This window comes from Marinicella gelatinilytica, from assembly GCF_026410405.1.
Classification (GTDB): domain Bacteria; phylum Pseudomonadota; class Gammaproteobacteria; order Xanthomonadales; family Marinicellaceae; genus Marinicella; species Marinicella gelatinilytica.
This window is the reverse complement of the sequence record NZ_JAPMLN010000004.1, coordinates 79,986-105,957: the sequence shown is the minus strand read 5'-3', so window position 1 is coordinate 105,957 and position 25,972 is coordinate 79,986. Positions and strand designations below refer to the sequence as shown.

Genomic DNA, 25,972 nt, shown 5'->3' with positions numbered 1-25,972 from the left:
ATGAATAGCAAGGTATATCATTATAAGGGTTATTTTGTTCTTAATCAGCTTAATGTGTATTAAAATAATATACGTAACAATGCAGTGAAATAGAAATTTTTTATCAATTAGGAGTTTATTTTATGAGCCGAGGATACCAGCATGGTTTTTCAGAGAATGATGGCGCTATGTTTGAAAAAGAATTGAGGCAAAGAAAAGCCAATACTATGGTGAGGGTTTTTGAGGATTATATTGGTGGTTCAAAAATTAATGAGCTGTCATTGCTTAATGTGGGTGGTTCAGCAGGGATTATAGATGAATATTTGTCTCGTTACTTTAAACATGTTACGGGTGTCGATATTGATGAGAAAGCGATTGAATTTGCTAAGTCTAATTTTAATAAAGAAAATTTGTCATTTGACTTGGGTGATGCCATGAATTTGCCTTATGATTCAGAAAAATTTGATGTGGTTGTTTGTTCTCAAGTTTATGAGCATGTCCCAGATGCGGCTAAAATGATGAATGAAATATACAGAGTATTGGTTCCTGGGGGCTTGGTTTACTTTGCTGCCAGTAATCGATTAATGTTTAATGAGCCACACTATAACTTGCCAATGTTGTCTGTTATTCCAAGACCCCTTGCACATATTTACTTAAGAGCTTTAGGGCGTGGTAAATATTATTATGAAAAACATTATAGTTACTGGGGCTTAAAAAGTTTGATTAAAAGATACAGCGTTACCGAATACACAAAAAAATTAGTTTGTGAACCTGAAAAGTTTGGAGTTTCATATATGATCAGACCGAGTAGCTTTAAGCAATCAGTGGCTAAGTTTATAGCTTCTTATTTGAATTGGCTGACACCAGGGTATATCTGGATTTTAAAGAAACCTTAATAACTATATATCATTACAGGGTCTTTTATTCGAGAAAAGCCCCAGTAAAGGGGCTTTTTATTGCAATATTACTACATTTTCTCAAAGCCTAAATCGCTGAGATAATATATACCTGATGAGCTATCTGCATTTTGATAAAAAATATACAAGGACAGGCATTTTATGAAAGCCATCAACCGAGTTTTTGAGTTAAATTTAAGAGCTATAAACACCTAAATTCAGTTGTTTTACAGTGATTAAGGTTGGGTGAGTTTTCTAATATGTTAGAAATACTGTTTTAAGTGATTTTTGGCAGATTCAAGTCGAGTGGCATGGCTCCACGAGCGTGAGAGAAGGGAAATACTTGTGAAACTTAGACTATTTTAAAGCTGGTCTTAAGCGTAATCCAATAGTCCAAGATCGTTTTGTTTTAATTGAATATTCTTTAAGCTGGCTGACAGTTCCAACAGCTGAAAAACCAACAGATTTGAAAGCCTTTATTTCACGCATAACGGCACAAAGCAAGCGCTTCTTTTGTTGTGCAAAAACCGCACTCACTTTTTAGCCTATACTATCCATGTATCAGGATAGAGGTCTAATTCGGTCAAAGCAGAATTTAATTTTTAGATATGTAATCCTTCTTGGTTTCTTCCGCATCCTGCTCACGAGACACATCTAAATCCATATAGGGGTTATTCACATACACATCGTCCAGCTTCATCCGCCAAATTAAAACATACTTGTCCTTAATTGAATAAATCTGATGGTTTTGTCAAGCTATTCGCTAGGATATTGATTGTATAAATTCAAAGCTATACAAAAATACTGGTTTCCAGTATAATTAGAAAATATGAAGACTGTGGTCGAAACTGAAAATTTTGAAAAGAAATCCAACAAAATTTGGACAGAGTCTGAGAAAGAGGATTTTATTACCTGGATAGCAGTGCGTTATAAAGATGGTGATGTTATCTCTGGTGCTCAAGGAGTCAGAAAAGTTCGGTGGAGACAGGGTCATTCCGGCAAAAGTGGCGGTGTTAGGGTGATTTACTTTAACTATCTTGATGATGGTGAAGTGTGGTTGTTGGATATATACCCCAAAAATCAACAAGACAACATTAAACCGACTGATGCCAAGAAACTAAAAGGTGATGCAAAATGAAAAAACAAGACATTCAGCAAGTAGTCAAAGCTGTAGAAAAAGACATGGCGCAACAATGCCCCGATCTGGCAGGTGCTTTAGGTGAAATGCTGGCGCGAAAAGCCAAGGTCATCCATACTCCGGAGCAACTTAAAATTATTGCCACGCGTAAACGATTGAATTTAACGCAAAGCGAGTTCTCAAAAAAGATCAACACACCGTTGGGGACGCTACGAGATTGGGAGCAAGGTATCTCACAACCCAACGGCGCAGCGATTGTGCTCGCTGACTTGCTTAATAAGAATCCTGAGCTGATAGAAGATGTTCATGCTAATGCTTGAGAGTAAAAACGTAAACCCCAATGTCACACCTTGTTCTTAATAAATAATTAGTCTAGTCAAAATGTGTGATGAATATACAAGTGTTTTAAATAATGCCTGTCTATAATTGGCTTCGTAAATATTTTAGTAGCCTGCTAGTTTATTTGGCTTTTAAATTTGCTGAAATATAGCGTTGATGTGCGTATAATTAATAAGTTAGCTCATTTGGTTTAGCAATTTTTAAAACATTTAATTAAAGCGTTATGCAAGACACATTAATCAAAAAGTTATCTCGACTAAATATTGAAGATAAAATTACCTTAGTAGAGGCCTTGTGGGATTCAATCGCTTCTGATTCTGATTTATTAGATCTTCCGGAACATCATAAAAATATTTTAAATGAACGACTGCAATCCCTTGATCAAGATACTCAGAATGGCAAGTCGTGGGATGAAATCCGAAAAAATTATATATGAGACCTCTGTATAAGTCTGGTTCTTTGGAAAAATGAATTGAAAAGCTAAAGTTCAAGGCAGGAAACGCGAGTAATAGCAGAGCTATTGATTAGTTTTCTAACGCAGAAATTTAGCTTTTCAAACTGCCTTAAAGGCCCTTCTGTTGGTTTTAACATGATTCACGACTTAGGTAGAGGTCTCATGCAGAAAACTCGTATAAATTGTGCCTAAGTCACTCATTCTTACCCCGCATGCAGAAAATGACTTTTTGGAAGCTTATGATTGGTATGAAAGTCAAAACCTTGGACTCGGGACGAAATTCGCTCGTTGCGTGGACGAGAAAATTGCTTCTATTCTTGTCGCTCCCTATCATTACCAAGTTATATACAAGGATATAGTCAGAAGGGCGTTAGTCAATCGTTTTCCATTTTCTATTTACTTTGTTAATCAAAGTGATTGTATTTCAATCTTCGCAATTTTAAACCAACATAGAAACCCGGAATTCTGGAAGTCACGGATTTAGTCTGATTTTAATCGCACCAAAGCAAAGTTTTTTTCGGTATAGACAATGTGGTAATTAGTATCATGATTGACATTCGTCACGTGACAGAATACAATAGATTTCATGATTAAGACCTTTGCTGATAAGCATACCAAGTTATTGTATGAATCTGGGACGTCGAAAAAATTTCCACCTATTATTCACGCACGGGCTTCAAGGAAGTTAGATTATGTAAATCTGGCCAGCTGTATTGATGATTTGAAGGTTCCGCCTGGGAATAGGTTGCATAAACTGACCCACGATCGCGAAGGGCAGCATGCCATAGCAATTAATGATCAATGGCTAATTTGCTTTCGGTTTGAAGACGGTGATGCTTACGAAGTTGAGGTCTGCGATTACCATTAATTTGAGGTGAAATATATGACCATTAAAAATACTGGAATTAAAACAAAACCTACTCATCCCGGTGAGATGTTGCGTGAGGATTTTATGCCCGATTATTCTTTGAGTGTTACTGCGTTAGCAGAGTCCTTAGGTGTTTCAAGGCAATCGATTAATGAACTCCTTCGAGAACGTCGAGCGCTTAGTCCCGAAATGGCTGTTCGTTTGGGCAGGTTATTTGGCAATTCAGCAGAGTTTTGGCTGAATGCACAACGAGGCGTGGATTTGTGGAAAGCAAATCAGTCACTTAAATCCGAAGTCGCGCAGATTAGGCCTTTAGGTGTTGCATAAGCAATAATCAAAAAAAAATATAAAATTAGTTCACTGAGGCTGTTTATTAAATTTTGCTTCAGACTAAGCGAACGGTTTAGACAGAAGACATGCTTATGGCTATTCTTGTGCTTTTTAAGCTGATGATCGATGCCTGTCCCGAGATATGCCGAGATATGTCGAGATATGTCGAGATATGTTTCAGTTTTTAATAAGCAGTCTGGTCAATAATGTTCTTTTTACTTTTGATTTTGTATCTTATGGGATACAATGCTTATTATGCGGAATATAATTAATGAGTATGAGGATGTGCAAGGTAATAGCCCTTATGCTGATTGGTTAAATGGTTTAGTCGATAACAAAGCCATTGCTAAAATTATTATTCAGGTCGATCGAATGGAACTTGGGTTGTTTGGTGATTCTGAACCGATTGGAAATGGGTTAAGTGAATTAAGAATACATTATGGACCCGGTTACAGGGTTTATTATGGGAGAACGGGTGAAAATATTTACTTGTTGTTATGTGGTGGTGATAAATCATCACAAAAGAAAGACATTAAAAAGGCCAAAGTTTTTTGGCAAGACCATAAACGGAGAAACCAATAATGCGAAACGTTAGACAAACACATAATTTATTTTTAAAAAATCCTGAAGTAGCGGCTGAATATTTAAGCGAGGCTTTGGAAGGTGGTGATTCAAGTGTTGTTTTGATGGCGTTGAGAAATATTGCCGAAGCGCAAGAAGGTGGTATTTCGGGTTTAGCACTGCGGTCTAAACTTGGTCGAGAAAGTATGTATAAAATGTTGTCTGAATCCGGAAACCCTAAATTATCAAGTTTTACCAAAGTTATTAGTGGTCTTGGTTTGCATCTTAAAGTCGAAGCTGATTCACAAGTTAGTTCAAATAGTTGACTTGGGCTGATATCACACCCATTTTTTACTGTATTTTCTATTATTAGAGTTGAATCTGGCCAAAGCCAAGCAGATTAATTCGACTAAATTATCTCAGTCTTTAATAAACAATCAAGCTAATCAAAATGTGTGATGAATTAACCACTAATAATCAGACCCCCGAAGAAGTCGTTGATTATTCTGGTGTTATACCGGGTGTCGGTAAAGTTTTTAAGTTTAATCCAATTGATATTAAACGGGTTCGTGCCAAGTTAGGTTTGTCTGAAGCTGAGTTTGCCGATTTGCTCAGTACCAGTGTAAGTAATTTGCGACTTTGGGAACGGGGCAATCCTTCACCGAGGGGGCCAGCGCTCATGCTTTTAAATGTGATTGCCAAAGACCATGGATGTCATTTTATAAGAGATTGAGATTGTTGTTCGAGATATAGTATCTTGAATAATGAGATGAAATTTAATGACGGCGTTAGGTCGTGTGTGAAAAACTCCTTGTTTATCTGTCAGCAACTATGATGTAATACATTGTATACATCAAATTTTGAGGTGCTTTATGAGCGTTACGACAGTTCGGCTTAAGCCGAAAGTTGAGCAAGATCTGGAAGCCATTGCTCGTAAGCTTCAACGAAGCAAAGGTTGGGTTATAAACCGTGCAGTATCTGAATACATCGAGAAGCAAGCGCTTGAACAAGCGCGCTGGCAGGAAACACTTACGGCCATGGAATCAGCAGTACAAGGTAAAGTTGTCAATGCAGATGAAGTTCATCGGTGGTTAAATAGTTGGGGGTCCGATGAAGAGCTGGATGCCCCTGAATGCAAATGAATAAGTTCGATTGATGAAGCTGATTTATACGGATGAGGCAATCTCGGATTTACAACGCTTAAGAAAATTTATTGCAGACCACAATCCCTCGGCTGCCAACAAGATGGCTAAGGAACTGATTAAAAAAGTTGACTTATTGCCAGATTTCCCGGAAATAGGAATTGCCGTAGAAATGGCGCCGGATCCCAATTCGGTGAGAGATGTGGTTTTTGGTCGATACGTGGTTCGTTACTCTGTTCATAGCGATACGGTTATTATTCTAAGAATATGGCATGGTTTAGAGGATGAGCAGTAACTATATTACTTCCAAATCCTGACGACCGATGATGGCCATTATTTTAATGAAATCACTGCTTCAAATGAAAGAGGGTGATGCGTAATGGTATTGAAGAAACGCGGTTAATTTGGCAATGACGCCAATGGAATGAATAGTGACATTTTTATATCTATGAATGGGGTAAAGCCATATTTTTGATAAAAACGCTTTGCCACTTCATTTTTGGCGTCAACCACAACAGCATAGACGCCTATCTGCAAGGATGCGCTTTGAACTCGTTTCAACGCATCCACAAGCAGCATTTGACCCAAGCCTTTTTCTTTGAATGAAATATCTACAGCCAATCGACCAATTCTTGCTACAGGCACAGGGTGTTTAGGTAGTTTCTTTAGTACAGTTTCAGGTAACGAGTTTAAACTCATTTCAGCCATGCTTAGCGTATAATAACCGGTGGCTTTACTGGGATTGTCGGAATTGACTAAAACAAAAGTTCTGTTAAAACCTTTGGTTTGTTGTTGGCGGGCTTGTTTTTGTAAGAATTGATTTAATTCAGAGATGCCACAATCGAAGTTTGTTCTATCAATAGATTTGTCCAAGGTGCGAAACTGAAAAGACATTATTCAGGGTTAAAAGCTTTCTGGTATTTTTTGTAAGCTGATTTTAGATTTTTATTACTGTTTGGCGGATTAGAGATGGCATCATAAAACAAATCAGCGTCAGCACGGCTGAGTGATAATTGTTCATATTTGGCCAATTCAGCTCGGGCAGCTTTTAAAGAGTTTTGCAATACAAACGAACTGAGATCTAAACCGAGCAATTCAGCAGCCTTTTTAATGTCTTCTTTTTGTTCCGGTTCCACTCTGATGTGGATATTGTCTTTCTTTTTTCTTAATGTGCTCATAATAAACCACGAAGTTAAAGTTAAATCTTATAATGACGTGTTGCATTTGTCAACACGATATAGCAGAGTAGTTGATACCCCAACCTCCGGCACATGCATTTTTAACGGGTCTCTTGTTATAATCATTGTTTCTTTTTTTGAAGGCGAGCAAGCATGAATAACCAAATTCCTGATTCTGATAAGGCGGTGCATGATGAGGTACCGGCGGATTATGATGCTCAGTATGATGAGACACGCTATAAGAAAAGTCGTAAGCTGACTTTGCGTAAATCCTGGCGCTGGTGGGGTGTGGGGCTGGCGCTGTTTTTGGCTTTGCAGGTTTTGTTGGTGATGTTTTTTGATCGGGAACCGGATTTGTTTGATGTCCAGGTGAACGCTGAAAAATATGCCAAGGAACATCAGTGGCGGGACGTTACCGGTGTGACTTCGGGGGCGGCTTTTTTGGAAATTACGGATATTTTACTGAATAAGCCCGGTGGTTATATGTCGAATGATGTTTTGCCACCGTTTGTGTTTATGGACAATATGCCAAGCTGGGAGTTTGGGGTGGTGATTCAGGTGCGGGACTTTGTTCGGGTGATGCGCAATGACATCAGTCGTTCGCAAAGTCAGTCGGAAGAGGATGCAGATTTAGCGGATTCTGATCCAAAATTTCATAATGACCATGATAAATGGATTTGGCCGGCGACCGAGGGTCGTTATAAATCCGGTCGTCAGTTCTTTTTAAAATACATGAACCGTTTAGCCGGTTCTGCTGAGCCGCCGGCAGAGTTTTATGCCCGCACCGATAATCTGGTGGTGTGGTTAAATTTGGTGGAAAAACGCCTGGGGAGTTTGTCTAAGCGCTTAAGCGCCAGTGTCGGTGAAGACCGCATCAACACCAACAGCGGTGGAGATGCCCAGTCAGAATCCGCCACCTATCAGCCGAGTGAGTTACAGGTGAAAACGCCTTGGATGCAGATTGATAACAATTTTTATGAAGCCCGTGGTTCGACCTGGGCCTTGATTCATTTACTAAAAGCCATCGAAGTGGATTTTAAAGGTGTGTTAGAGAAGAAAAATGCCCTGGTTTCAGTGCGGCAAATTATCCGTGAATTGGAAGCCACCCAGGACAGTATCTGGACACCCATGATTCTCAACGGCTCCGGTTTCGGGTTTTTCGCCAATCATTCCTTGGTGATGGCGTCATATATTTCGAGAGCCAATGCCGGGGTGATTGATTTGAGGCAGTTGTTGGAGGATGGGTGAGTTTGAGGCTACGTTAAACTTAAGGAGATTCCTCCACTCGCTGCGCTCGGTCGGAATGACATCTAAAAAACAGGACTGTCATCCCGAGTGAGCCTAAGCGAACCGAGGGATCTCCATCAGGGTATCGAAAATTTAAAAAAAAGTAATAATAAAACCATGAAAACTTACTACGTTTATATGCTTGCCAATAAGTACAACAATGTACTGTATACGGGCGTCACCAATGATTTGGTGCGGCGGGTTTATGAGCATAAGAATAAGTTGGTGAAGGGTTTTACATATAAATACAATGTCGATAAATTAGTTTATTTTGAACAGACGGAGAATTCTATTTCAGCCATTGCGCGGGAAAAGCAGATTAAGAATTGGGGGCGAGCGAAAAAGGAATTTTTGGTTAATCGTGATAATCCGGAGTGGTTGGATTTGAGTGGGGAGATTTATTGAGGTTTTTTGCTTTAAGTGAGCTTTGATATTATAAATATCGTTAGCATTGGGAGATTCCTCCATGCGCTTCGCTTAGTCGGAATGACACGTTATTTTTAGATTGTATGGGCGTTGGGACGCCTACAGAAAGTAGGTGTTAGAGTCGAGACGGGAACAGAGACCGAGGTTCCTCCACTCGCTGCGCTCGGTCGGAACGGCAGTGCTTTTTTTAGATTTCGTGAAAGTGAGGAGGTCCCTCGGCTCGCTTTGGCTCGCTCGGGATGACAGTTTTTGTTGTCATTCCGACCGAGCGGAGCGAGTGGAGGAACCTCCCGCAGTTTATCGCTTTCTCAAATTTGAGTAAATCACCCCAACATATCCAGCATCAGTTGGTTCATTTTTTTCACGTATTCGGCGGGATTTTTGAGTTGACCGCCTTCGGCGAGTAGGGCTTGTTCGTAGAGGAGTTCGGACCATTGTTTGAATTGGTCTTCATTCTCAATGTGCTCAATGTGTTTCACCAGGGGGTGATTGAGGTTCACTTCCAGTGCCGGTTTTTGGCCGGGGATCGATTGGCCGGCTTGTTCCATCAGTTTTTGCATGTGGATGGCCATGGCGTGTTCGTCCATCACCAGACAACTGGCTGAATTAACCAGGCGGGTTGAGGCGGTGACTTCGCTGACTTGGTCTTTTAATTGCTCAGTGAGTTTTTTCAGAAAATCTTTGTCTTCCTCGGTGGTTGTGTCTTCTTTGTCTTTGTCTTCATCACCTAAGTCGATTTTGCCTTTGGCCACAGATTGAAACTGTTTACCGTCGTATTCCTGGACATGACCCATCATCCATTCGTCGATGCGGCTGTGCATGAGCAGCACTTCGATGCCTTTTTCTTTGAATAACTCAAGATGGGGTGAGTTTTTCGCGGCGGCATAGGACTCGGCGGTGATAAAGTAGATTTTATCTTGCTTGTCCTGCATGCGGTTGATGTAATCATCCAAAGACACATTTTCGGTGGCATCTTCATTATGGGTGGAGGCAAAACGCAATAGTTTTAGCACGTCTTCGCGGTTGGAGAAATCTTCCACCACACCTTCTTTTAAGGTGTCGCCAAATTCTTTCCAGAATTCACCATAAACTTCGCTGTCGTTGGTTTTCTTTTTGAGCATGCCCAAAACCCGTTTAACCAGACCAGAGCGGATTTTTTTCAGAAGCGGGTTATCTTGTAAGGTTTCACGCGAGACGTTTAAAGGCAGATCATTGGAGTCAACGATACCTTTCACGAATCGTAAATAGTTCGGTAGCAGTTCTTTCGAGGCATCGGTGATAAAGACCCGTTTAATGTACAGTTTTAAGCCTTCGCGATCATCGGGATTTTGGAACATACCAAAAGGTGATTTTTTCGGTACATACAATAAATTACTGTAACTTTGTGTGCCTTCGATGTGGTTATGGGTCCAGAACGCGGCGTCGTTAAAATCGTTGCTGATTTGTTTGTAAAAGGCCTGGTAGTCTTCGTCTTTGATGTCGCTGGGATTTTTCTTCCACAGTGCGGTGGCATCATTAACGACTTCGTATTCAGGTTCTTTGGTTGGTTTGTCGTTGCCGTCTTCGTCTTTTTCCGGATAAATCACTTCCAGCATTTTTATCGGGAAAGCCACATGCTCGGAGTATTTTTTGATTAATGAGCGTAAGCGATGGTTATCGGCAAAATCGGCTTCGTCATCTTGTAGGTGCAAAATAACTTCGGTACCATGGTTTTGTTTGTCGATTTTTTCAAGGGTGTAACCGGTTTTACCGTCGGAGCGCCAGGCATAGGCTTGGTCTGATTTCTCGCCGGCTTTTAAGGTTCTGATTTCCACTTCTTTGGCGACAATAAATGAGGCATAAAAACCCACACCGAATTGGCCAATGAGGTTGGCATCAGCCTGATCCTTTTTGGCAATGGATTGCAGGTATTTTTTGGTGCCGGAATTGGCGATGGTACCAATGTTTTCGATGAGCTCATCATGGCTCATACCGATGCCATTATCGGTGATGGTGATGGTTTTTGCTTGTTTATCAAAATCGACCTTGATGTGTAAGTCTTCGGCGTTCAGGTCTTTGTTTTTAATGGCTTCAAAACGCAATTTATCGCAGGCATCTGATGCGTTTGAAATTAATTCACGCAAGAAGATATCTTTGTTTGAATACAAGGAATGAATCACCAAGTCTAAGACCTGGTTCACTTCCGCCTGAAAGCTGTGTTTTTTGGCTGTTTGGGTCATAGTAAATACATAAATGTTAAGATGTCTGTAAATTAGGGATGATTTGGTGGTTTTCAAGACGCGGTACGCGGCTGTAAGGTAAAATGTCATTTTTGTGACATGAAATAATTCCCTATGACGATAAATTGGTTTCCCGGCCATATGCATAAAGCGCAAAAGGATATCCGCGCCCTGTTGCCTGAAGTGGATTTGGTGATTGAGGTGCTGGATGCCCGTTTACCTTACAGCTCTCAGAATCCCTTATTGGCAAAAATACGCGGCCATAAACCAACTATTCAGTTATTAAATAAGGCGGATTTGGCCGATGCTGATGTGACGTCACAATGGTTGCAGGCTTTTGAGCAGGTCAATCAGGCCAAAGCCTATGCCGTGAGTCAATCGGAACCGGCGGTGATGAAGCAGATTCCCGACTGGTGCCGCGCCATGTTCCCGGAGCGTGAGGTTAATAAAAAACCGATACAAGTGCTGATTATGGGGGTGCCCAATGCCGGTAAATCGACGGTCATTAATGTCATTGCCGAGCGCGGTATTGCCACCACCGGTGATGAAGCAGCGGTGACCAAGCGCCAGCAACGCATTAAATTGCCGAAAAATGTGATTTTACATGACACCCCCGGGGTTCTGTGGCCGCGCTTTGATAACCAATACAGCGCGCATCGGCTGGCGATTGCCGGAAGCATCAAATCATCGGTGGTGGATATGGGTGATTTAGCCCATTTTCTGACGGCATTTTTGGCCGAACGTTATGCAGACGCAATCGAAGGGCGGTTTCAAATAAGTCTGGATAATGGGTTTGATCCTAGCGATGAGATGGCGGTTTATGCGTTGATGGAAGACATGGCTAAGTCCCGACATTTTGTCAAAGCCGGAAATCAGGCGGACATGGAGCGTTTTTACCGTCAGTTGATTACTGAATTTCGGCAAGGTCAACTGGGTCGTATTACTTTGGAAACCCCGGCGATGCAACAACAAGAAGTGGCTGAAGTGGAACAACTTTTGGCAGAAAAAGCCGCTAAAAAAGAAGCTCGTAAATCTCGTTTTAAAAATAAAGGCCGATAGATTTGATTGATTACCGACCACCTATGGGGGTCATTGAATTGCTATACCAGGATTGCGATATTCTGGTGGTCAATAAGCCGGCAGGTTTACTGTCGGTGCCCGGGCGGATTTATAAAGATTGTTTGGTTAGCCGATTACAAGCGGATTATCCTGATGTTCGCTGTGTCCACCGCTTGGACATGGAAACTTCAGGGTTGATGGTTTTGGCTTTACATAAACCTGCTCAAGCACATTTGAATAAGCAATTTGAGCAGCGAAAAGTGGACAAGTGCTACCGTGCGCGGGTGCTGGGTCATCCCTCAAAAGAGTCCGGTGAAATTAATGTGCCGTTAATTTGTGACTGGCCCAATCGACCCAAACAGAAAGTGGATTTTGATGTGGGGAAGGCAGCTTTAACTCACTGGCATGTTTATCAACGCGAGGTTGTGACCACATTATTGGATTTAAAGCCGGTTACCGGCCGTTCTCATCAACTGCGGGTGCATTTATGGCACATGGGCTTACCGATTGTGGCGGATAGCTTGTATCAAACTGAAGGCAAAAGTCCGGATGAAACAGTTGTTATTGAAAAACTAATGGGTGAGAAAAGCCGTTCATCACTTCATTTACACAGTACTTTTTTGGCATTTAAGCATCCGGTGAGTGGCGAGCGAATGACTTTTCAATCAACGGCACCGTTTTAGGGTCGATTTTGGCTAATGGCGCAAGTCCCTGATAAGCTTGCCTAATGATTTAAAATCAATTATTCTGACTATAATTTCCGTATGATATTTTAGTGCACAACGATACCGAATATTTCCAACAAGCCTGTGGCTTTTTAACGCAATGGGTGCTGACACCGGAGCAGGCATTACAAAACCAATCGCCACGCTTGGTGTTCTCCCATGTTCCGAAAACCGGCGGTACCACCCTGGAAACGATTGTGGCTAAAAACTATCGCCTGTCCGATGTCTTGCATCTGAATGCGCCTGAATTTAAACAATATCCGGACATCTTATCTTTAAAAAAGAACCCACCACGCTTTATTTGTGGCCACCATCCTTTGCATTCACCGCTTTATCAGCATTTGCCTCAGGAACCGTTGTTTCACTTCACCATGCTCCGTGAGCCGGTGGCGCGGGTGTTGTCTTATTATAATTATGTGCGGGGTAAAACCGACCATCCCCTGCATCAACAAGCGTACACATTACGTCTGGCTGAATTTGTTGAAAGTGGTGTCACGCCTGAGTTGAATAATGGCCAAGCGCGTCGTTTCAGTGGTTACTTACATCAATCGCCAGCGGATGATGAGACGTTATTTATAACGGCTTGCGATGCTTTGCAGAATTGTTTTTCATTGGTTGGAACCACTGCATGTTTTGATGAGACCCTATTGTTGCTGCATCGGTTTTTAGGTTTCACGGATTTGTTTTATCAAAGGCGTAATCAATCACGTCAAACGTTAAGCCGTGATGATTTAACTGACTCAGAACTCGAGCTTATTGCACATTATAATCAGGCAGATGCACAATTGTACCATTATACTGAAAACCGGCTTAATGATTACATTTTGACGTACTTAAAAGAGTCGGACATCAAGCGATTTGCTGAAGCCAATTCACAAAATCACCAATGGTCAGCATAAATCTGACCGTTTTTTCATTGAATGGGCGTTAATGAGGCCAAGTTTTTGTTTTATGAAGACCATTAATTTATTGTTGCGAGTGATTTCGCTACAATGGTCGGTTCGGTAGAACAGTGGTCACAAAAAATGATGTGGACAAACACTAAGAGAGTTATGCATGGATAAAAAAACAAACATATTGGTTGATGGTTTTAATTTGTCACTGAAGAAAGGTTCCGGCATTAAAACCTATGGCATGACTTTGTTGGACGCTTACCAACAGCTGGGATATGAAGTCAGTGTATTAACCGACAACCAGTTTGTTACCGGTGAAAATGCATTATTGGATGAAGTTAATTTATTTGATCAGGATGAAGTGCGTACACATCCTTTTCTTAATCATAAGTGGTTGCGTAATCTACGTGCAGGTAGTTATTTGTTGCGTTCACGAACTGCCCATCGGGTGGTGCCGCAATTTGTAGAACCGGATCCGGATAATTATTTATCTAAAGTGGGTGGTGATAAATATGCCTTTATTGAAAATATCCCGGATGTATTTCAATTGGCCAATCGAATGTTTGCATTGACTAAGCGGTTAACCAAGATAAATCCGGCACAAAGGCCTGGTGTTTTTCACTTGACCACACCGTGGCCGGTAAAAATACCCGGTGTTAAGACGGTGATAACCATTCATGACTTGATTCCCTTAAAAATCCCATTCACCACCCTGGATTACAAAAAATACTTCTATTACTTGTTTAAACAAGCGGCCGAATCGGCGGATTTGATTTTGGCGGTGTCCGAACACACTAAAAAAGACATCATCGATATTTACGGTGTGCCAGAGGATAAAATCAAAGTAACTTACCAATCTTATCGACAAAGTGCGCCCGACATTCAACAACAAGATGAAGCGGTGTATCTGCAGTCACATAAATTAGAGCCACAAAAATACATTCTGTTTGTGGGCAATATAGAGCCCAAGAAAAACCTTAAAAAATTAATTCAAGCCATGGCTTATGTTAAAAAGGGTTATAAATTAGCGGTTGTTGGTCGAAAAGCTTGGATGCACGAAGGACAGTTAAAAGGCTTAAAGAATTACCTCAAAAAAGATGAATATGTGTTTTTAGACTATGTGGCCGAATATGAGTTGGGTATGTTGTATAAGAATGCCACGTGCTTAGTGATGCCTTCTTTGTATGAAGGTTTTGGTTTACCGGTTTTAGAGGCCATGCAATATGATTGTCCGGTGATTTGCTCTGACCGATCGTCGTTACCTGAAGTGGCGGGAGATGCTGCGGTTTATATTAACCCATATCAGTTTAGCGAGATTCGTGATGCCATCAATGCATTGATTGATGACTCCGAAAAACGCCAAGAAATGATCGAAAAGGGTCGTGAGCGGGTGGCATTTTTTAGTCCTGAAAACTATGCACAGCGTATTGCACAGGCTTATGAAGGCTTGGTTTAAACAGTTTTTTAAGTCACCGAAGCAACCGGTTTATTACTTTGCGCATATTCCGAAAACCGCGGGTACCAGCTTTATTGTGCTGCTGGATCGATATTTCTCTGCAAAGTCCATTATGCCACAGCAGTTATGGCGTGAAGTCACTGATTTAGAAGAGCTGAAAAAGCAAAACCATCAATTAATTCGTGGTCATTTTGGTGGTGGTGGCGCCAAAATGTTAACAGCACAAGATTTACGGCACTTAACCATGGTGCGTGATCCGGTGGATTTATCTCATTCCACTTACGAATTTATCAAGCGAGAACAAAACACAGTGGTACATGATTTGGTGCATCGCGAGCAATTGAGTTTTGAGGATTTTCTGATTCATCCAAAAACCCAACCATTGGTGAGTAACCGCATGGTGCGGTATTTATCGTTTGATTTTGAGGAAGACCCAAGTGCCCAGGAGGTTTTTTTATCACCACAGACAGTAGAAGATTTGCAGCCACTGTTGACTGATAATCAAGTGCCTTTGAATGATGATCAGCGTTTACAACGGGCAAAGCAATGGCTGGATCATGCGTTTTGGTTTGGTTTGCTGGAACGGTTTGATGATGCCATGCGCTTTTTAAGTTATCGCATGGTTTTGCCACCGGTGGGGAATAGCCAGAAATTGAATAAACATAAAAGTAGACCGGTTATTAGTGATGTGGCGCGGCAACGGGTGTTGGCCAATAACCAAGCTGATGGTGAGCTCTATGATTATGCCCGCAGTCAATTTGAACATCATTATACACAAATGTTACATGACTTGGGTCTAACTGAATTAGCCAATGATGATGACATTGATGTGGCTTTGGATAAACACTACCAAAATAACTATTTACAACGACACAAGCACGTTTTGGCAAGGTCGATATCGTTTCAATGCGGAGATGTATTGCTCGGTCAAAACTGGCATCGCCGCGAATGGATTGCAGAACAGCAAACATTTTTCAGGTGGTCAGGACCAGGTCAGCTGGCGAGCCTTGATTTTTGGCTTGAGCCACACGATTATGACATGACTATTGAAATTATTAATGCCTTATCAGAATCACTCTTAGATGATTTAATTATACAAGCCAATGGTCACGACCTTGATTGGTCCAGTGAAGATGTCGGTGTGGTTAGAACTTTGCATTTAAAGTGTCCACAGTCAAACATTCAAGACAATGGTTTATTGCGTTTATATTTTCAAAGTCCACAGGTCATGAGTCATGCCGAAGCCTTTGGCAGTGATGATCAACGTCGCATTGCTTTTGCTCTGAAAGCCATTCAGGTTAAAATAGCGGCATGAAACAACAACCCATTTTCATTATTGGCCGATTTCGCAGCGGCACCTCGTATTTTTGGCACATTTTTAATCAGATACAGGGCTTTAAAGCATGGTATGAACCGTTGCACCCACAATTGTTGGCACACATTAAACACACTCAACCTAAAGCCGACCATGTCAACATTAAAGATTACTGGACGGCTTATCGGGCATTAGAAAAATTGGCCGACTACCATGATTTGCGTTTTGGCAGTGAGCGATTATATTTAACAGCACAAGACAGTTGGTCTGCATTGAGGCAGTATATTGATTACTTGATGACATGCAGTGGCGAGAAACGGCCGGTGTTACAATTTAATCGCATGGATTTTCGAATCCCGTGGCTAAAGGGCTTTTATCCACAGGCCAAAACGCTTTATTTAAAACGCAATCCTTTGCAACTATGGTATTCGCAAAGAAAACATATCCCCGTGCAACAACGCCAAAATGAGTCCTATGCCGATGCCTATGAGTTAATGCAATGGTGTGCTGATTTAACACCGATTCTGCCATTTTTAGCGCCTAAAGCCGGACGACACGGCTTTTATCGGTTTTATTTACTGTACCGGCTTTCGGTGACAATGGGCAGTGGTCAGGCTGATCTGGTGATTGATTTGGATGAGGATGTTTTTAACAGTGATGAATATTTACACAAGCTAAAAATCTTTGGGTTAAGTGATGCGCAATTAGCCACGGCCCATACATTAAAATCAGTGCCGGAAAGTTATGCCATCAATGAAGATGAATTGAGCGAATTAACAACCATTATGACAGAAGTGGATTGTCTGTTGCATGAATCCGGTTTGTCACAGGATTTTGGTCATAAAAACTTAGCTGAAATTAAGAAAAATTATGCGGGATTCTGGGAAAAACAGGATTTCAATGCGGCGGCTGTTATACGAGAATTGAACCAAAGCTGGCATGGCGAACAGTTTGAAAAAATTCAATTACTCTCTACCTTAAATGCGATGCAGTCAGACCCAGAGCGCCATGAATAAACAAAAGCGCACCGAAATTTTTAGACGTCTGCGGGATAACAACCCTGAGCCCACCACTGAACTGGAATACAGCACACCTTTTGAGTTATTGGTGGCAGTGACCTTATCGGCGCAAGCCACCGATGTCGGTGTCAATAAAGCCACAGCACGATTATTTCCCAAAGCCAATACCCCCGTAGCCATTTTAGCTTTGGGTGAAGAGGGTCTGAAAGATTACATCAAAACCATTGGTCTGTATAATTCCAAAGCCAAGCACATTATCCAGGCTTGTCAGATATTGGTGGATCAATTTGATTCGGTGGTGCCTGATAATCGTAAGGACTTAGAATCATTGCCGGGTGTCGGTCGAAAAACCGCCAATGTCATTCTCAACACCGCCTTTGGCCAGCCGACCATGGCGGTGGATACCCACATCTACCGGGTTTCAAACCGCACCAAAATTGCTCCGGGAAAAACGGTGTTAGACGTCGAGAAAAAACTGTTACGCTTGGTGCCCAAAGAATTTTTGAAAGATGCCCACCACTGGCTGATTCTGCACGGCCGCTATATCTGTAAAGCCCGTAAACCCTTATGTAATAAATGCATCATCGTGGATTTATGTGAGTACAAAGATAAGAATCTTGACTAAAACCCATTAAATCACCGATGTGGCGCGCTCAATGGCAATGGCTTTGGCCGAAATTGAGGATTGATAAGCGATGACTTCAACGCCTGCTTGGCGGGCTTGGTTGTATAAATCAGCATATTTTTTATCAATGTGTCCGGCTGCATCGACCGTCTCAATACCGCTGTGTTGTACCAGAAAAAACAGTATGGCTCGATGCCCCTGCTGTTTCATTTCAATCAGTTCGCGTAAATGTTTTTGGCCGCGGGTGGTAACGGCATCGGGAAAAAAGCCGGCACCCGGTATAAAGTCCTCGCCAGATTCTAATAGAGTTACAGTTTTAATTTCCACATAGCAATCGGGTTTATTTTCCGTGGTTAATAGTAAATCAATGCGGCTGTTCTCATCACCGTATTTAACTTCCTGCTGAACTAGATCATAATCCTGTAATTCTTTAATCACACCGTTTTCGATGCCTTCCATAACCAGCTGATTAGCCAAATGGGTGTTAATACAAATCATATGACCGTCTTGGGTTTCGTTAATTACCCAGGTATAACGGTATTTACGTTTCGGGTTTTCTGAATCCAGCAACCAGGCAGTATCACCTTCGGCCCAACAGTTCTTCATGGAGCCTGTGTTGGGGCAATGGGCGGTAAAATCACCCATCTCAGGGTGGGTCACATCTGCCAAAAAGCGTTTATGGCGTTTAATGAGTGTTGTTTTTATTAGTGGTGGATTGAATTTCATAATGTTTGGTTAATTGAATTTAATGAAATGGTTTGTAATGGGCCTCGTCGGCCAGTGCCAGCATCTCTTTGTCGCCGGCTGAATCGCCGTAGGCATAGATATGGCTATAGTCTTCAAGTTTGAGGTGGTGCTTAATTCGTCTGACTTTTTCTATTCCGTGACAGTTATGGCCTTGTAAATAACCGGTGATGTGGTCCTTGCTTTTATCCAATTGGCTGGCAATCAGTTCGACATTGATGTGCTCAGTCCAGGATGTTAACCAATCCTCAACAGAAGCTGAAACAATAACGATCCTGTGTTTTTGTGCTTGATGCCATTGAATCCGTTGTAAAGCTTTTGGCCGAATAATACGGGGTAATTTTTGTTCGCCGTATGTTCGGGCTAATGTTTCAAATTCCCGGGTTGAGTAATCAGAAAAATAATGGGCCATTAAAGCCTGCTTGGCATCGCTGTTAGAGATTCTTTTCAACAAATAAGACAATAGCATGGGTGATTGCTTGACTAAGCCATTGTAATATCGTCTTTTTCCCACCAGAAATTGAATAAAGTCCACCATACTGTCTTTTCGGCTGATGGTGCCGTCAAAATCAAACAAGGCTAATTTTGTCTCAAACTTATTAGTCATAGTCTGGGTTTGGTGTAAAGTCCCTGAGGAAAATAGTGGATATCAAACAAGCCACATGAGAACGTGCCGATAGTTTGTTTCGGACTGTATTGTTTTATCAAATCAGGATCCAGTTGATATTGTGGGTAACTTTTGTTTCTGACTAACACAAAATCATAGCGACTATGTTGCCACTGGCTGGTACTAATCCAATTATAAGTGGTTAAATGAGGTGTATAAGCGGCAATCGTGACTTTGTTTTTACTCAGTAACGCGGTTCGCTTGGCATCCCAATAATGTGAAATACCGCGATGGGCTTTGGTTGTGTCAATAAAGTTATCAAAGCACTGAACTGCCGGTGGGTAATAGTCCGCTTTTAATGGCTGAATGCGTTTTTGCCAGAGATGAAAACTGATAACTATCATCGTGAGCAGCAGCGATAAACGCGGAAGAATTAGGTTTAAGCGTGATGGTGACGGCACCACAATGAACAACAAAGGCACCAATAATAAGGGTATGAAAAACACCGGAATAAAATAACGAAAATCAATGGTTAAATCACTGAATGCCACAGTAAGAACAGTGATTGAAGTGATGCTTGCAATCAATAAACTGAGCTCAAGAATGCCTTTGTTCTTGAGATTTTTATTAAACAACGCTTTGATTAGTGTTATTGATAAAATGCCGTAAAACCCAAAAAAAACTGCGCTGTATAGATAATTGTTTGTAATAACTCTGTGAAAAAGAGTGGTGACAAGCGGTAGATTATCGGTCAAATGATGGATACTGAAATTAGGGGTAAAGCCGGTCGGATTGGGTACCCATAAATAATAAAAAAGATAGCCAATAATCAGGCCAAAAACTGCAATAAAAAACACCTTAAAAAAAAATTGGGTGGACACCACAGCGAACAGCCGCAACAGTGCCATAGTTACAATAAGTGGCATCACAAACTGGACAATAAACAGCTTGTCTGATGCCACCGTTAAACCGATGAGTAATCCCAACAGTACAGACCAAACAAGCCCGTGACCATCAGATTGAATCAACCGAGCGAATAAAAATAAGCCCATTAAAATGGCCACAAAAGCACCAAAATGATGGCCACTGATTATGGCGTGAATAGTTGGCTGACCAAGCACGGATAAATACATCAAGGCCAGCACCAAAACGGTGTGTAAAAAAGCCTGCGTACGGCTAAAAAATAATCGATTGAGTCCAAATAGAGCAATTGAGACCAGTACACCTTGCAATATAGCAAAGATAAATTGGGCTATATAGACATTTTTGGAGAGCACAAAAGCCAATAGATATAAGGGTAAATCAGGGAAAAAATAAGGTGCCGGTGGTAAGTACCAATCACTGTAAGCACCGTTTTCATTAAGCAGGTTATTTAATAAGGCGGGTAAATATAAACTGTCGGCATTGAACAACATGCTAAAGCGTTGCAGGTCGTGACTGAAGTAAATGACACCTAAATAGGCGACTGTTAGCAGTAATAAGCTGACGCTCAAAGAAAACCAAATTATTGAAAACCGTGTCTCCTTCATAAATCCATTTTCTTAAATTGCCATTCTGGGATGAGACGGATAATCCGCATAATCCAGGCCCAGATACCTTTGGTGTAAAGCGTGTTTTTGTTTTTTTGTTGGGCTTTATAGATGTCTTTGGCGACTTGTTCGGGCTCTGCCGTTAATTTGTCGGGCAGATCCATATCAGCGGTCATTTGCGTATTTACAAAACCGGGCTTAACAGTCAGCACATGAACATTGTTTTTGAATAACCGATTGCGCAAACCCGATAAATAAGTGGTGAAGCCTGCTTTGGCAGCGCCGTACATATAGTTCTTTTGGCGGCCGCGGTCACCAGCCACTGAGCTGATTCCGATGATAAAGCCGGATTGTCTTTCGGCGAATAAATTGGCCAGAATATTGAGAACAGATACATTGCCGAGTAGGTTTTGAGTCATGATTTTTTCGGTTTCTGTCCAGTCTTGTTGAGCCTGTTGTTGGTCACCTAAATAGCCAATCGCTGTAATAACGCCATTCGGTAATTGTGGTAGCTGTTCAATAAACGACGCATGGCTGGCAAAGTCGTTGGCATCAAATTCATGTAAGGAGACCTTAATCTCATTTCGAATGGTCAAGTCTTTGGCAAAGTCATCCAATTCGTTGATGCTTCGTCCGGCCAGCAGTAAATCATAACCTTTGGCAGCATATTGTTGGGCCACGGCCCGGGCGATGTCGCTTTTGGCGCCGAGTATTAATAAAGTTGACATGGTTATAAGCCTATTCGTAAAGATTGTGCGGAATTAAAATGCTGGTTCATGTTGTGCTCCTGTCTATATTGTCTGAATTTTTCAATGTTCGGATAACCTTGTTCAAATACCTCACGACTAACGCGGGCATCTTTGGCCAGATAAAACCGGCCCTGATAATTTAAAACAAGTTGATCCAATCGATCGAGTAGCGGAAATAATTTATCCTGAACTTTAAAATCCAGGGCCAGACTATAACCTTCCATGGGAAATGACAGCCAGTTTTTGTTGGCTTGGCCGTGAAGTTTTAAAACCGCTAAAAAAGAACCCTGTCCGGCCTCTGCTATGGTTTTAAGAATGACGTTAAGACCTTCAAAACTGGTTTTTTTGGGCAGAATAAATTGATACTGAATAAAACCGCGACGACCATACATTCTATTCCAATGATGGATGCCATCCAAAGGGTAAAAGAATTGCTGGTAATGCACCGTTTCTTGTTTAATCGGCTTCTTTTGACGGTGATAATACAGGGTATTAAACAATTTAATGGTCCAGGCATTCAACATAAATCCGGGAAACCAGCGGGGCATGGTACGGGCTTTTTTACTGGTTTGGGTTAACGAGCCATCATCGGCAAACTCACCAATACTGACCAAACTTCGCCCCAGCGATTTGTTTTTGGCAAAGCAGTCAATCCAGGCTACTGAATAGGTGCTGCTTTGGTTTTGTTCAAATACCGCAAAGGTTTCTTGCAAATTGCCTGTTTTATGGGTGGTCTGCTGTATTTGTGTGGATGAGATGGCTTTGAGCTGAATGGTGGCTGACAGGATGATGCCGGTCAAGCCCATACCGCCACAAGTGGCTCTGAATAAATCCGGTTGTTGGTTTTTATGACAACTGATGATGGTGCCGTCAGCCAATAAAAGCTGGAGTTCAATGATATGTTCGCTAAAACAACCGGCCAGATGATGATTTTTACCATGAACATCTGCAGCAATGGCGCCGCCTAAAGTGATAAAACGGGTGCCGGGTGTCACCGGTAAAAACCAGCCTTTGGGCACAATGACCTTTAGGATTTCATCTAAAGTGACTCCGGCCTGGCATGTAAATGTGCCTTGTTGGGCATCAAAATCAATCAAATAATTCTGAGCCTGACGGTAGTCAATGATGCACTCGCTTAAGGCGCTATCGCCATAACTGCGGCCATTGCCAAAACCGATGGTTTTAGGGTTGTCATTGTTTTTTACGAAGCTGTGGAGATCCGATGCTGTGCGCGGTGTGAAAACCCGGTGCTTAAATTGAGGAAAGCGCCCCCATCCGCTCACTTGTTTGCTTGATTGGTTAGGCATGGTGACTTTCGTGTTGTTTAAAACTGAACAGGCTATGACCAATAAAACTGGTGACTGCCGGTACAGCAATGCCGCAGGCATGGGCTAAGGCTTCAGGATAAAAGGTCATGTTCAGCATCGGGAACAAGCTGTTGGCCAGTAATAAACTGATGATTAAGGTTTGGGCAACAGCCAATAGATTGACCACGGTGAAATAAAAAATTTGTTTTTTAACGGAATGTTTAGCCGGTTTAAAGACAACAATTTTAAATAAAATGAATGCCACCACCATGCCGGTAATGTACGCCCAGATAATTGCCACAGGATAGCTGAAAACGGTGCTGTATAAAAAACGGCTTCCAAAGTTCACCAAAGCCGCGATACCGCCGGTCAATAAAAATAAGAAAAATTGTTTAGAATAAAAAGAGGAAAGCATGATTTATTGTGCAGCGAAAAAATAAATCAGCAAATAACTAACCAACCAAGCCACAATGGTCAGTTGAATAAATAAGTCATGTATGAGTACCCGGGTCGGACTGCTGCTTTTTTGTTCTACAAAAGTAATTTGCATATAGCGTAAAATACCTAAAATAACAAATATACCGGTTAAATAAACATAATCCGTGCCAAAACGCTTCATGACTTCCGGTGAAATGGTGTACTGAATATAGCCAATGATAATCACCGCCGACATCAACACCATGGTGGCATTGATAAATTCCAGATTATAGCCATCAATGTTTTTTCGGGTGGAGTGACCTTGTTGTTGTAACAGGACATCATCTCGGCGCTTGGCAATCCCCAGAAAAATGGCCAATAAAAAGGTCATGATAATAATCCACATCGACAAAGGCTGGTCCAAAAACACATTACCGGCAAATAAACGCAGCACAAAGCCTATGGCAATCATAAAAATATCAATAATCGGCACATGCTTAAGGCCTAAAGAATAAGCGATGTTGATTAAAAAGTAGATGAGCAGTACATAAAATAAAGCCGGTTGAAAAAAATAAGCGACCACTAAAGCCACTAAGCTTAAAGTTAAAAACAAAAACACAGCAGTTTGTTTTGAGACAGCATCTGAAGCGATCGGTCGGTATTTTTTTGTGGGGTGTGTGCGATCTTCAGCGACATCGTTTAAATCATTAAACACATAAATGGCACTGGCAATAAGACAAAATAGAATAAAGGCAGCGAGTGTGTGCCAGATAATGCTGGCTTCAAAGGCAAAAGCAAAAAACAAAGGCGCAAAAACAAATAAATTTTTGAGGTATTGGTGCGGCCTGAGTAAGGTTATTAAATTCTTAAGGGATTGCATGTTGAGCATTTATGGCAAAGTCATTGATTTTCATGGATTCAGTTTATCGATATCAATTAATCCAGACAAGGCTTTTTACCAAACCAACGCTGAAAACTCAAAGCGGCTTGATGGTGGAGCATGCCGAGTCCGTCATGGGTTTGTTGTATGCCAAGAGATTTGGCTTTGTTGAGGAATGGTTCGGCGGCAGTGCCGTAGGATAAGTCATAGGCGATGGTGTTTGGGTGTAGCCATTGAGGTTTTATCTCCGGTGAATTGCCTTGATGGCCTATGGATGTGCCATTGATAATGACGTCAAAAGTTGTGCTTGTATCGATGTCATTAAGAACGTAACACAGTGTTGAAAATTGTGCCAATACGTCGGCTTTGCTCCGGGTTCGGTTGTTGATGTGTATGGATTCGGGTTGGGATTTCACCAGGTTGGGTAAAATGCCTTGCACTGCACCACCGGCACCGATAATCAAAATGCGTTGATTGGCTAAATTTATATGCTTTTCTTTAAAGTCGTTGAGCAGGCCTTCACCATCGGTGTTATCGCCCCACAATTGTTGATTTTTTATAAATAGGGTATTTACAGCGCCGGCTTGTTGTGCGCGTTCGGTTAAGTGGTCAGCTACTGCCATAACTGCTTGTTTGTGGGGTACAGTGATATTGGCGCCATGGCCACCTTGTGCAAAAAATTGATGCACCCTTTGGTGTAGTTTGTCTGAGCTGACATCAATCAGCTGGTACTGGATGTCGAGATCGAATTGTCGGGCAAATGCCTGATGAATTTGGGGTGACAGACTGTGCTTCACCGGATGACCAAATAAGGCAAGCGGATATATCATTCGGCATCTAACCAGTGAATCACACGATCGGCATAGTAGGTCAAAATGGCATCGCAGCCGGCACGTTTGAAGCACAATAAGGCTTCCATGATGGCACCTTTTTCATCTAAAAAACCGTTATTGATGGCACTTTGTAACATGGCGTATTCGCCGGATACCTGGTAAGCGCAGATGGGTACATTGAAGTATTCTTTGGCGGTTTTGATGATATCGAGATAAGGCATGCCGGGTTTAATCATCACCATGTCTGCGCCTTCTTCAATATCTAATTGGATTTCATCGATGGCTTCACGGGCGTTGGCCGGATTCATTTGGTAGGTTGCTTTTGAACTTTTGCCTAAATTGCTTGCTGAACCTATGGCGTCTCGGAACGGGCCATAAAATACCGATGCGTACTTAGCTGAATAAGCCAAAATACCCACATTGTGTCGTTTTTTCTGTTCGAAAGCGGCTCGAATTTCACCAATTCGGCCATCCATCATATCCGAGGGTGCCACGATGTCAGCACCGGCATCAGCGTGGGATTGGGCTTGCATTACCAAAGCTCGGGTGGTGACATCATTAAGAACCTCACCCTGATCATTAATGATGCCGTCTTGTCCGTGGGATGTATAGGGGTCGAGGGCAACATCGGTAATCACCAATAATTCCGGTAGTTCTGATTTAATGGTTTTGACGGCTTTTTGTACCAGACCTTCCGAGTTCCAGGCTTCTGAGGCATCATCGGATTTAAAGGCTTTATCAACCACCGGAAACAAGGCCACCGCATTAAGGCCCTTGGCCACTAAATTATGGAGTTTATCAAGCAGCAAATCAACGCTCATACGGGTAACACCGGGCATTGATTGAATCTGCTCCGAGCGGTTAAAGCCATCGAGAATGAAAACCGGCCAGATCAAATCCTGACTGGTGAGTTGGTGTTCTTGCGCCAAATTTCTGATGGCCTGATTTTGACGTAACCGACGTTTGCGGGTATGTGGGAAGTGCATGTCTTTTAAAT

At 41.8% G+C, this 25,972-nt stretch carries 34 protein-coding genes; 21 read left to right on the top strand and 13 right to left on the bottom strand.

Features of this window, described 5'->3' with window-relative positions:
* Positions 1-122 precede the first annotated feature (122 nt).
* On the top strand, positions 123-875 hold the full coding sequence (locus OS173_RS03880; RefSeq protein WP_267182965.1) for a class I SAM-dependent methyltransferase: 753 nt from the start codon (positions 123-125) through the stop codon (positions 873-875).
* Positions 876-1,232: 357 nt separating this feature from the next.
* On the opposite strand, the gene OS173_RS03875 is transcribed toward OS173_RS03880, so the two are convergent.
* Entirely contained in the window at positions 1,233-1,412 is a 180-nt protein-coding gene (locus OS173_RS03875) for a hypothetical protein (RefSeq protein WP_267182964.1), read from the bottom strand.
* 292 nt (positions 1,413-1,704) lie between these two features.
* Between OS173_RS03875 and OS173_RS03870 the strand changes: the two genes are divergently transcribed.
* From OS173_RS03870 to OS173_RS03825, 11 genes are all read left to right on the top strand, one after another.
* Complete coding sequence (locus OS173_RS03870; protein WP_267182963.1) at positions 1,705-2,013, top strand: type II toxin-antitoxin system RelE/ParE family toxin; 309 nt, start codon at positions 1,705-1,707, stop codon at positions 2,011-2,013.
* Entirely contained in the window at positions 2,010-2,333 is a 324-nt protein-coding gene (locus OS173_RS03865) for a helix-turn-helix domain-containing protein (RefSeq protein ID WP_267182962.1), read from the top strand. The genes OS173_RS03870 and OS173_RS03865 overlap by 4 nt, the downstream gene beginning before the upstream one ends.
* 242 nt (positions 2,334-2,575) lie before the next feature.
* Positions 2,576-2,788 carry an addiction module protein gene (locus OS173_RS03860; protein WP_267182961.1) on the top strand — a complete coding sequence of 71 codons (213 nt, stop codon included), beginning with the start codon at positions 2,576-2,578 and terminating at the stop codon, positions 2,786-2,788.
* Between the two features lie 202 nt (positions 2,789-2,990).
* Positions 2,991-3,290 (top strand): type II toxin-antitoxin system RelE/ParE family toxin, encoded by a 300-nt coding sequence (locus OS173_RS13385; RefSeq protein WP_407659807.1) that lies wholly within the window; start codon positions 2,991-2,993, stop codon positions 3,288-3,290.
* 102 nt (positions 3,291-3,392) lie between these two features.
* Complete coding sequence (locus OS173_RS03855) at positions 3,393-3,674, top strand: type II toxin-antitoxin system RelE/ParE family toxin (RefSeq protein WP_267182960.1); 282 nt, start codon at positions 3,393-3,395, stop codon at positions 3,672-3,674.
* Between the two features lie 15 nt (positions 3,675-3,689).
* Positions 3,690-4,001: a HigA family addiction module antitoxin gene (locus tag OS173_RS03850; protein ID WP_267182959.1), complete on the top strand. Its 312-nt coding sequence runs from the start codon at positions 3,690-3,692 to the stop codon at positions 3,999-4,001.
* Positions 4,002-4,259: 258 nt separating this feature from the next.
* Complete coding sequence (locus OS173_RS03845; RefSeq protein ID WP_267182958.1) at positions 4,260-4,586, top strand: type II toxin-antitoxin system RelE/ParE family toxin; 327 nt, start codon at positions 4,260-4,262, stop codon at positions 4,584-4,586.
* Positions 4,586-4,891 carry an addiction module antidote protein gene (locus tag OS173_RS03840; RefSeq protein WP_267182957.1) on the top strand — a complete coding sequence of 102 codons (306 nt, stop codon included), beginning with the start codon at positions 4,586-4,588 and terminating at the stop codon, positions 4,889-4,891. The genes OS173_RS03845 and OS173_RS03840 overlap by 1 nt, the downstream gene beginning before the upstream one ends.
* Before the next feature lie 125 nt (positions 4,892-5,016).
* Positions 5,017-5,298: a helix-turn-helix domain-containing protein gene (locus tag OS173_RS03835; RefSeq protein ID WP_267182956.1), complete on the top strand. Its 282-nt coding sequence runs from the start codon at positions 5,017-5,019 to the stop codon at positions 5,296-5,298.
* A 139-nt stretch (positions 5,299-5,437) separates the two neighbouring features.
* Positions 5,438-5,707, top strand: coding sequence for a CopG family ribbon-helix-helix protein (locus tag OS173_RS03830; protein ID WP_267182955.1), 270 nt, complete (start codon positions 5,438-5,440; stop codon positions 5,705-5,707).
* A gap of 13 nt (positions 5,708-5,720) precedes the next feature.
* Positions 5,721-6,002, top strand: coding sequence for a type II toxin-antitoxin system RelE/ParE family toxin (locus OS173_RS03825; protein WP_267182954.1), 282 nt, complete (start codon positions 5,721-5,723; stop codon positions 6,000-6,002).
* A 104-nt stretch (positions 6,003-6,106) separates the two neighbouring features.
* Here OS173_RS03825 and OS173_RS03820 read toward each other — a convergent pair whose 3' ends face one another.
* On the bottom strand, positions 6,107-6,601 hold the full coding sequence (locus tag OS173_RS03820; RefSeq protein ID WP_267182953.1) for a GNAT family N-acetyltransferase: 495 nt from the start codon (positions 6,599-6,601) through the stop codon (positions 6,107-6,109).
* Complete coding sequence (locus OS173_RS03815) at positions 6,601-6,885, bottom strand: type II toxin-antitoxin system TacA family antitoxin (RefSeq protein WP_267182952.1); 285 nt, start codon at positions 6,883-6,885, stop codon at positions 6,601-6,603. Before OS173_RS03815 ends, OS173_RS03820 begins: the two co-directional genes overlap by 1 nt.
* A 153-nt stretch (positions 6,886-7,038) precedes the next feature.
* Here OS173_RS03815 and OS173_RS03810 point away from each other — a divergent pair, with 153 nt between their 5' ends.
* Positions 7,039-8,133, top strand: coding sequence for a DUF2333 family protein (locus OS173_RS03810; RefSeq protein WP_267182951.1), 1,095 nt, complete (start codon positions 7,039-7,041; stop codon positions 8,131-8,133).
* Positions 8,134-8,289: 156 nt separating this feature from the next.
* Complete coding sequence (locus OS173_RS03805; protein WP_267182950.1) at positions 8,290-8,577, top strand: GIY-YIG nuclease family protein; 288 nt, start codon at positions 8,290-8,292, stop codon at positions 8,575-8,577.
* Between the two features lie 344 nt (positions 8,578-8,921).
* Here OS173_RS03805 and htpG read toward each other — a convergent pair whose 3' ends face one another.
* Positions 8,922-10,817: a molecular chaperone HtpG gene (htpG, locus tag OS173_RS03800; protein ID WP_267182949.1), complete on the bottom strand. Its 1,896-nt coding sequence runs from the start codon at positions 10,815-10,817 to the stop codon at positions 8,922-8,924.
* A 114-nt stretch (positions 10,818-10,931) separates the two neighbouring features.
* On the opposite strand from htpG, the gene ylqF reads away from it, so the two are divergent.
* From ylqF to nth, 7 genes are all read left to right on the top strand, one after another.
* The gene (ylqF, locus tag OS173_RS03795) at positions 10,932-11,876 is read left to right on the top strand and encodes a ribosome biogenesis GTPase YlqF (protein WP_267182948.1); all 945 of its coding nucleotides are present in this window, start codon (positions 10,932-10,934) and stop codon (positions 11,874-11,876) included.
* Between the two features lie 2 nt (positions 11,877-11,878).
* Entirely contained in the window at positions 11,879-12,559 is a 681-nt protein-coding gene (locus OS173_RS03790) for an RluA family pseudouridine synthase (protein ID WP_267182947.1), read from the top strand.
* Between the two features lie 92 nt (positions 12,560-12,651).
* A complete protein-coding gene (locus OS173_RS03785) occupies positions 12,652-13,500 on the top strand; it encodes a sulfotransferase family 2 domain-containing protein (protein ID WP_267182946.1) in 849 nt (282 codons plus the stop codon).
* Between the two features lie 157 nt (positions 13,501-13,657).
* Positions 13,658-14,950, top strand: a complete 1,293-nt coding sequence (locus OS173_RS03780; RefSeq protein WP_267182945.1) for a glycosyltransferase family 4 protein — start codon at positions 13,658-13,660, stop codon at positions 14,948-14,950.
* Positions 14,934-16,265 (top strand): sulfotransferase family 2 domain-containing protein, encoded by a 1,332-nt coding sequence (locus tag OS173_RS03775; protein WP_267182944.1) that lies wholly within the window; start codon positions 14,934-14,936, stop codon positions 16,263-16,265. Before OS173_RS03780 ends, OS173_RS03775 begins: the two co-directional genes overlap by 17 nt.
* Positions 16,262-17,281, top strand: coding sequence for a sulfotransferase (locus tag OS173_RS03770; protein ID WP_267182943.1), 1,020 nt, complete (start codon positions 16,262-16,264; stop codon positions 17,279-17,281). The genes OS173_RS03775 and OS173_RS03770 overlap by 4 nt, the downstream gene beginning before the upstream one ends.
* Entirely contained in the window at positions 17,274-17,909 is a 636-nt protein-coding gene (nth, locus tag OS173_RS03765; protein ID WP_267182942.1) for an endonuclease III, read from the top strand. The genes OS173_RS03770 and nth overlap by 8 nt, the downstream gene beginning before the upstream one ends.
* A 6-nt stretch (positions 17,910-17,915) precedes the next feature.
* Here the strand turns inward: nth and sfsA are convergent, their stop codons facing one another.
* From sfsA to hemB, 9 genes are read right to left on the bottom strand one after another with little or no spacing between them, the layout of a single operon-like run.
* Complete coding sequence (gene sfsA, locus OS173_RS03760) at positions 17,916-18,635, bottom strand: DNA/RNA nuclease SfsA (RefSeq protein WP_267182941.1); 720 nt, start codon at positions 18,633-18,635, stop codon at positions 17,916-17,918.
* A 19-nt stretch (positions 18,636-18,654) separates the two neighbouring features.
* Positions 18,655-19,260, bottom strand: a complete 606-nt coding sequence (locus tag OS173_RS03755) for an HAD-IB family hydrolase (RefSeq protein ID WP_267182940.1) — start codon at positions 19,258-19,260, stop codon at positions 18,655-18,657.
* A complete protein-coding gene (locus tag OS173_RS03750) occupies positions 19,257-20,753 on the bottom strand; it encodes a hypothetical protein (protein WP_267182939.1) in 1,497 nt (498 codons plus the stop codon). The genes OS173_RS03755 and OS173_RS03750 overlap by 4 nt, the downstream gene beginning before the upstream one ends.
* A gap of 32 nt (positions 20,754-20,785) precedes the next feature.
* The gene (locus OS173_RS03745; protein ID WP_267182938.1) at positions 20,786-21,517 is read right to left on the bottom strand and encodes an SDR family oxidoreductase; all 732 of its coding nucleotides are present in this window, start codon (positions 21,515-21,517) and stop codon (positions 20,786-20,788) included.
* A gap of 2 nt (positions 21,518-21,519) precedes the next feature.
* Complete coding sequence (locus OS173_RS03740) at positions 21,520-22,845, bottom strand: FAD-binding oxidoreductase (protein WP_267182937.1); 1,326 nt, start codon at positions 22,843-22,845, stop codon at positions 21,520-21,522.
* Positions 22,838-23,260 carry a GtrA family protein gene (locus OS173_RS03735; RefSeq protein WP_267182936.1) on the bottom strand — a complete coding sequence of 141 codons (423 nt, stop codon included), beginning with the start codon at positions 23,258-23,260 and terminating at the stop codon, positions 22,838-22,840. The genes OS173_RS03740 and OS173_RS03735 overlap by 8 nt, the downstream gene beginning before the upstream one ends.
* A gap of 3 nt (positions 23,261-23,263) precedes the next feature.
* A complete protein-coding gene (locus OS173_RS03730; protein WP_267182935.1) occupies positions 23,264-24,142 on the bottom strand; it encodes a decaprenyl-phosphate phosphoribosyltransferase in 879 nt (292 codons plus the stop codon).
* Positions 24,143-24,198: 56 nt separating this feature from the next.
* Positions 24,199-24,972 (bottom strand): shikimate dehydrogenase, encoded by a 774-nt coding sequence (gene aroE, locus OS173_RS03725; protein ID WP_267182934.1) that lies wholly within the window; start codon positions 24,970-24,972, stop codon positions 24,199-24,201.
* Positions 24,969-25,961 carry a porphobilinogen synthase gene (gene hemB / locus OS173_RS03720; RefSeq protein WP_456085696.1) on the bottom strand — a complete coding sequence of 331 codons (993 nt, stop codon included), beginning with the start codon at positions 25,959-25,961 and terminating at the stop codon, positions 24,969-24,971. The genes aroE and hemB overlap by 4 nt, the downstream gene beginning before the upstream one ends.
* Positions 25,962-25,972 lie beyond the last annotated feature (11 nt).

Coding starts and splice junctions, on each gene's coding strand:
- OS173_RS03880 (WP_267182965.1), top strand. CDS start 123: ATGAGCCGAGGATACCAGCATGGTTTTTCAGAGAATGATGGCGCTATG.
- OS173_RS03870 (WP_267182963.1), top strand. CDS start 1,705: ATGAAGACTGTGGTCGAAACTGAAAATTTTGAAAAGAAATCCAACAAA.
- OS173_RS03865 (WP_267182962.1), top strand. CDS start 2,010: ATGAAAAAACAAGACATTCAGCAAGTAGTCAAAGCTGTAGAAAAAGAC.
- OS173_RS03860 (WP_267182961.1), top strand. CDS start 2,576: ATGCAAGACACATTAATCAAAAAGTTATCTCGACTAAATATTGAAGAT.
- OS173_RS03855 (WP_267182960.1), top strand. CDS start 3,393: ATGATTAAGACCTTTGCTGATAAGCATACCAAGTTATTGTATGAATCT.
- OS173_RS03850 (WP_267182959.1), top strand. CDS start 3,690: ATGACCATTAAAAATACTGGAATTAAAACAAAACCTACTCATCCCGGT.
- OS173_RS03845 (WP_267182958.1), top strand. CDS start 4,260: ATGCGGAATATAATTAATGAGTATGAGGATGTGCAAGGTAATAGCCCT.
- OS173_RS03840 (WP_267182957.1), top strand. CDS start 4,586: ATGCGAAACGTTAGACAAACACATAATTTATTTTTAAAAAATCCTGAA.
- OS173_RS03835 (WP_267182956.1), top strand. CDS start 5,017: ATGTGTGATGAATTAACCACTAATAATCAGACCCCCGAAGAAGTCGTT.
- OS173_RS03830 (WP_267182955.1), top strand. CDS start 5,438: ATGAGCGTTACGACAGTTCGGCTTAAGCCGAAAGTTGAGCAAGATCTG.
- OS173_RS03825 (WP_267182954.1), top strand. CDS start 5,721: ATGAAGCTGATTTATACGGATGAGGCAATCTCGGATTTACAACGCTTA.
- OS173_RS03820 (WP_267182953.1), bottom strand. CDS start 6,601: ATGTCTTTTCAGTTTCGCACCTTGGACAAATCTATTGATAGAACAAAC.
- OS173_RS03815 (WP_267182952.1), bottom strand. CDS start 6,885: ATGAGCACATTAAGAAAAAAGAAAGACAATATCCACATCAGAGTGGAA.
- OS173_RS03810 (WP_267182951.1), top strand. CDS start 7,039: ATGAATAACCAAATTCCTGATTCTGATAAGGCGGTGCATGATGAGGTA.
- OS173_RS03805 (WP_267182950.1), top strand. CDS start 8,290: ATGAAAACTTACTACGTTTATATGCTTGCCAATAAGTACAACAATGTA.
- htpG (WP_267182949.1), bottom strand. CDS start 10,817: ATGACCCAAACAGCCAAAAAACACAGCTTTCAGGCGGAAGTGAACCAG.
- ylqF (WP_267182948.1), top strand. CDS start 10,932: ATGACGATAAATTGGTTTCCCGGCCATATGCATAAAGCGCAAAAGGAT.
- OS173_RS03780 (WP_267182945.1), top strand. CDS start 13,658: ATGGATAAAAAAACAAACATATTGGTTGATGGTTTTAATTTGTCACTG.
- OS173_RS03775 (WP_267182944.1), top strand. CDS start 14,934: ATGAAGGCTTGGTTTAAACAGTTTTTTAAGTCACCGAAGCAACCGGTT.
- OS173_RS03770 (WP_267182943.1), top strand. CDS start 16,262: ATGAAACAACAACCCATTTTCATTATTGGCCGATTTCGCAGCGGCACC.
- nth (WP_267182942.1), top strand. CDS start 17,274: ATGAATAAACAAAAGCGCACCGAAATTTTTAGACGTCTGCGGGATAAC.
- sfsA (WP_267182941.1), bottom strand. CDS start 18,635: ATGAAATTCAATCCACCACTAATAAAAACAACACTCATTAAACGCCAT.
- OS173_RS03755 (WP_267182940.1), bottom strand. CDS start 19,260: ATGACTAATAAGTTTGAGACAAAATTAGCCTTGTTTGATTTTGACGGC.
- OS173_RS03745 (WP_267182938.1), bottom strand. CDS start 21,517: ATGTCAACTTTATTAATACTCGGCGCCAAAAGCGACATCGCCCGGGCC.
- OS173_RS03740 (WP_267182937.1), bottom strand. CDS start 22,845: ATGCCTAACCAATCAAGCAAACAAGTGAGCGGATGGGGGCGCTTTCCT.
- OS173_RS03735 (WP_267182936.1), bottom strand. CDS start 23,260: ATGCTTTCCTCTTTTTATTCTAAACAATTTTTCTTATTTTTATTGACC.
- OS173_RS03730 (WP_267182935.1), bottom strand. CDS start 24,142: ATGCAATCCCTTAAGAATTTAATAACCTTACTCAGGCCGCACCAATAC.
- aroE (WP_267182934.1), bottom strand. CDS start 24,972: ATGATATATCCGCTTGCCTTATTTGGTCATCCGGTGAAGCACAGTCTG.
- hemB (WP_456085696.1), bottom strand. CDS start 25,961: ATGCACTTCCCACATACCCGCAAACGTCGGTTACGTCAAAATCAGGCC.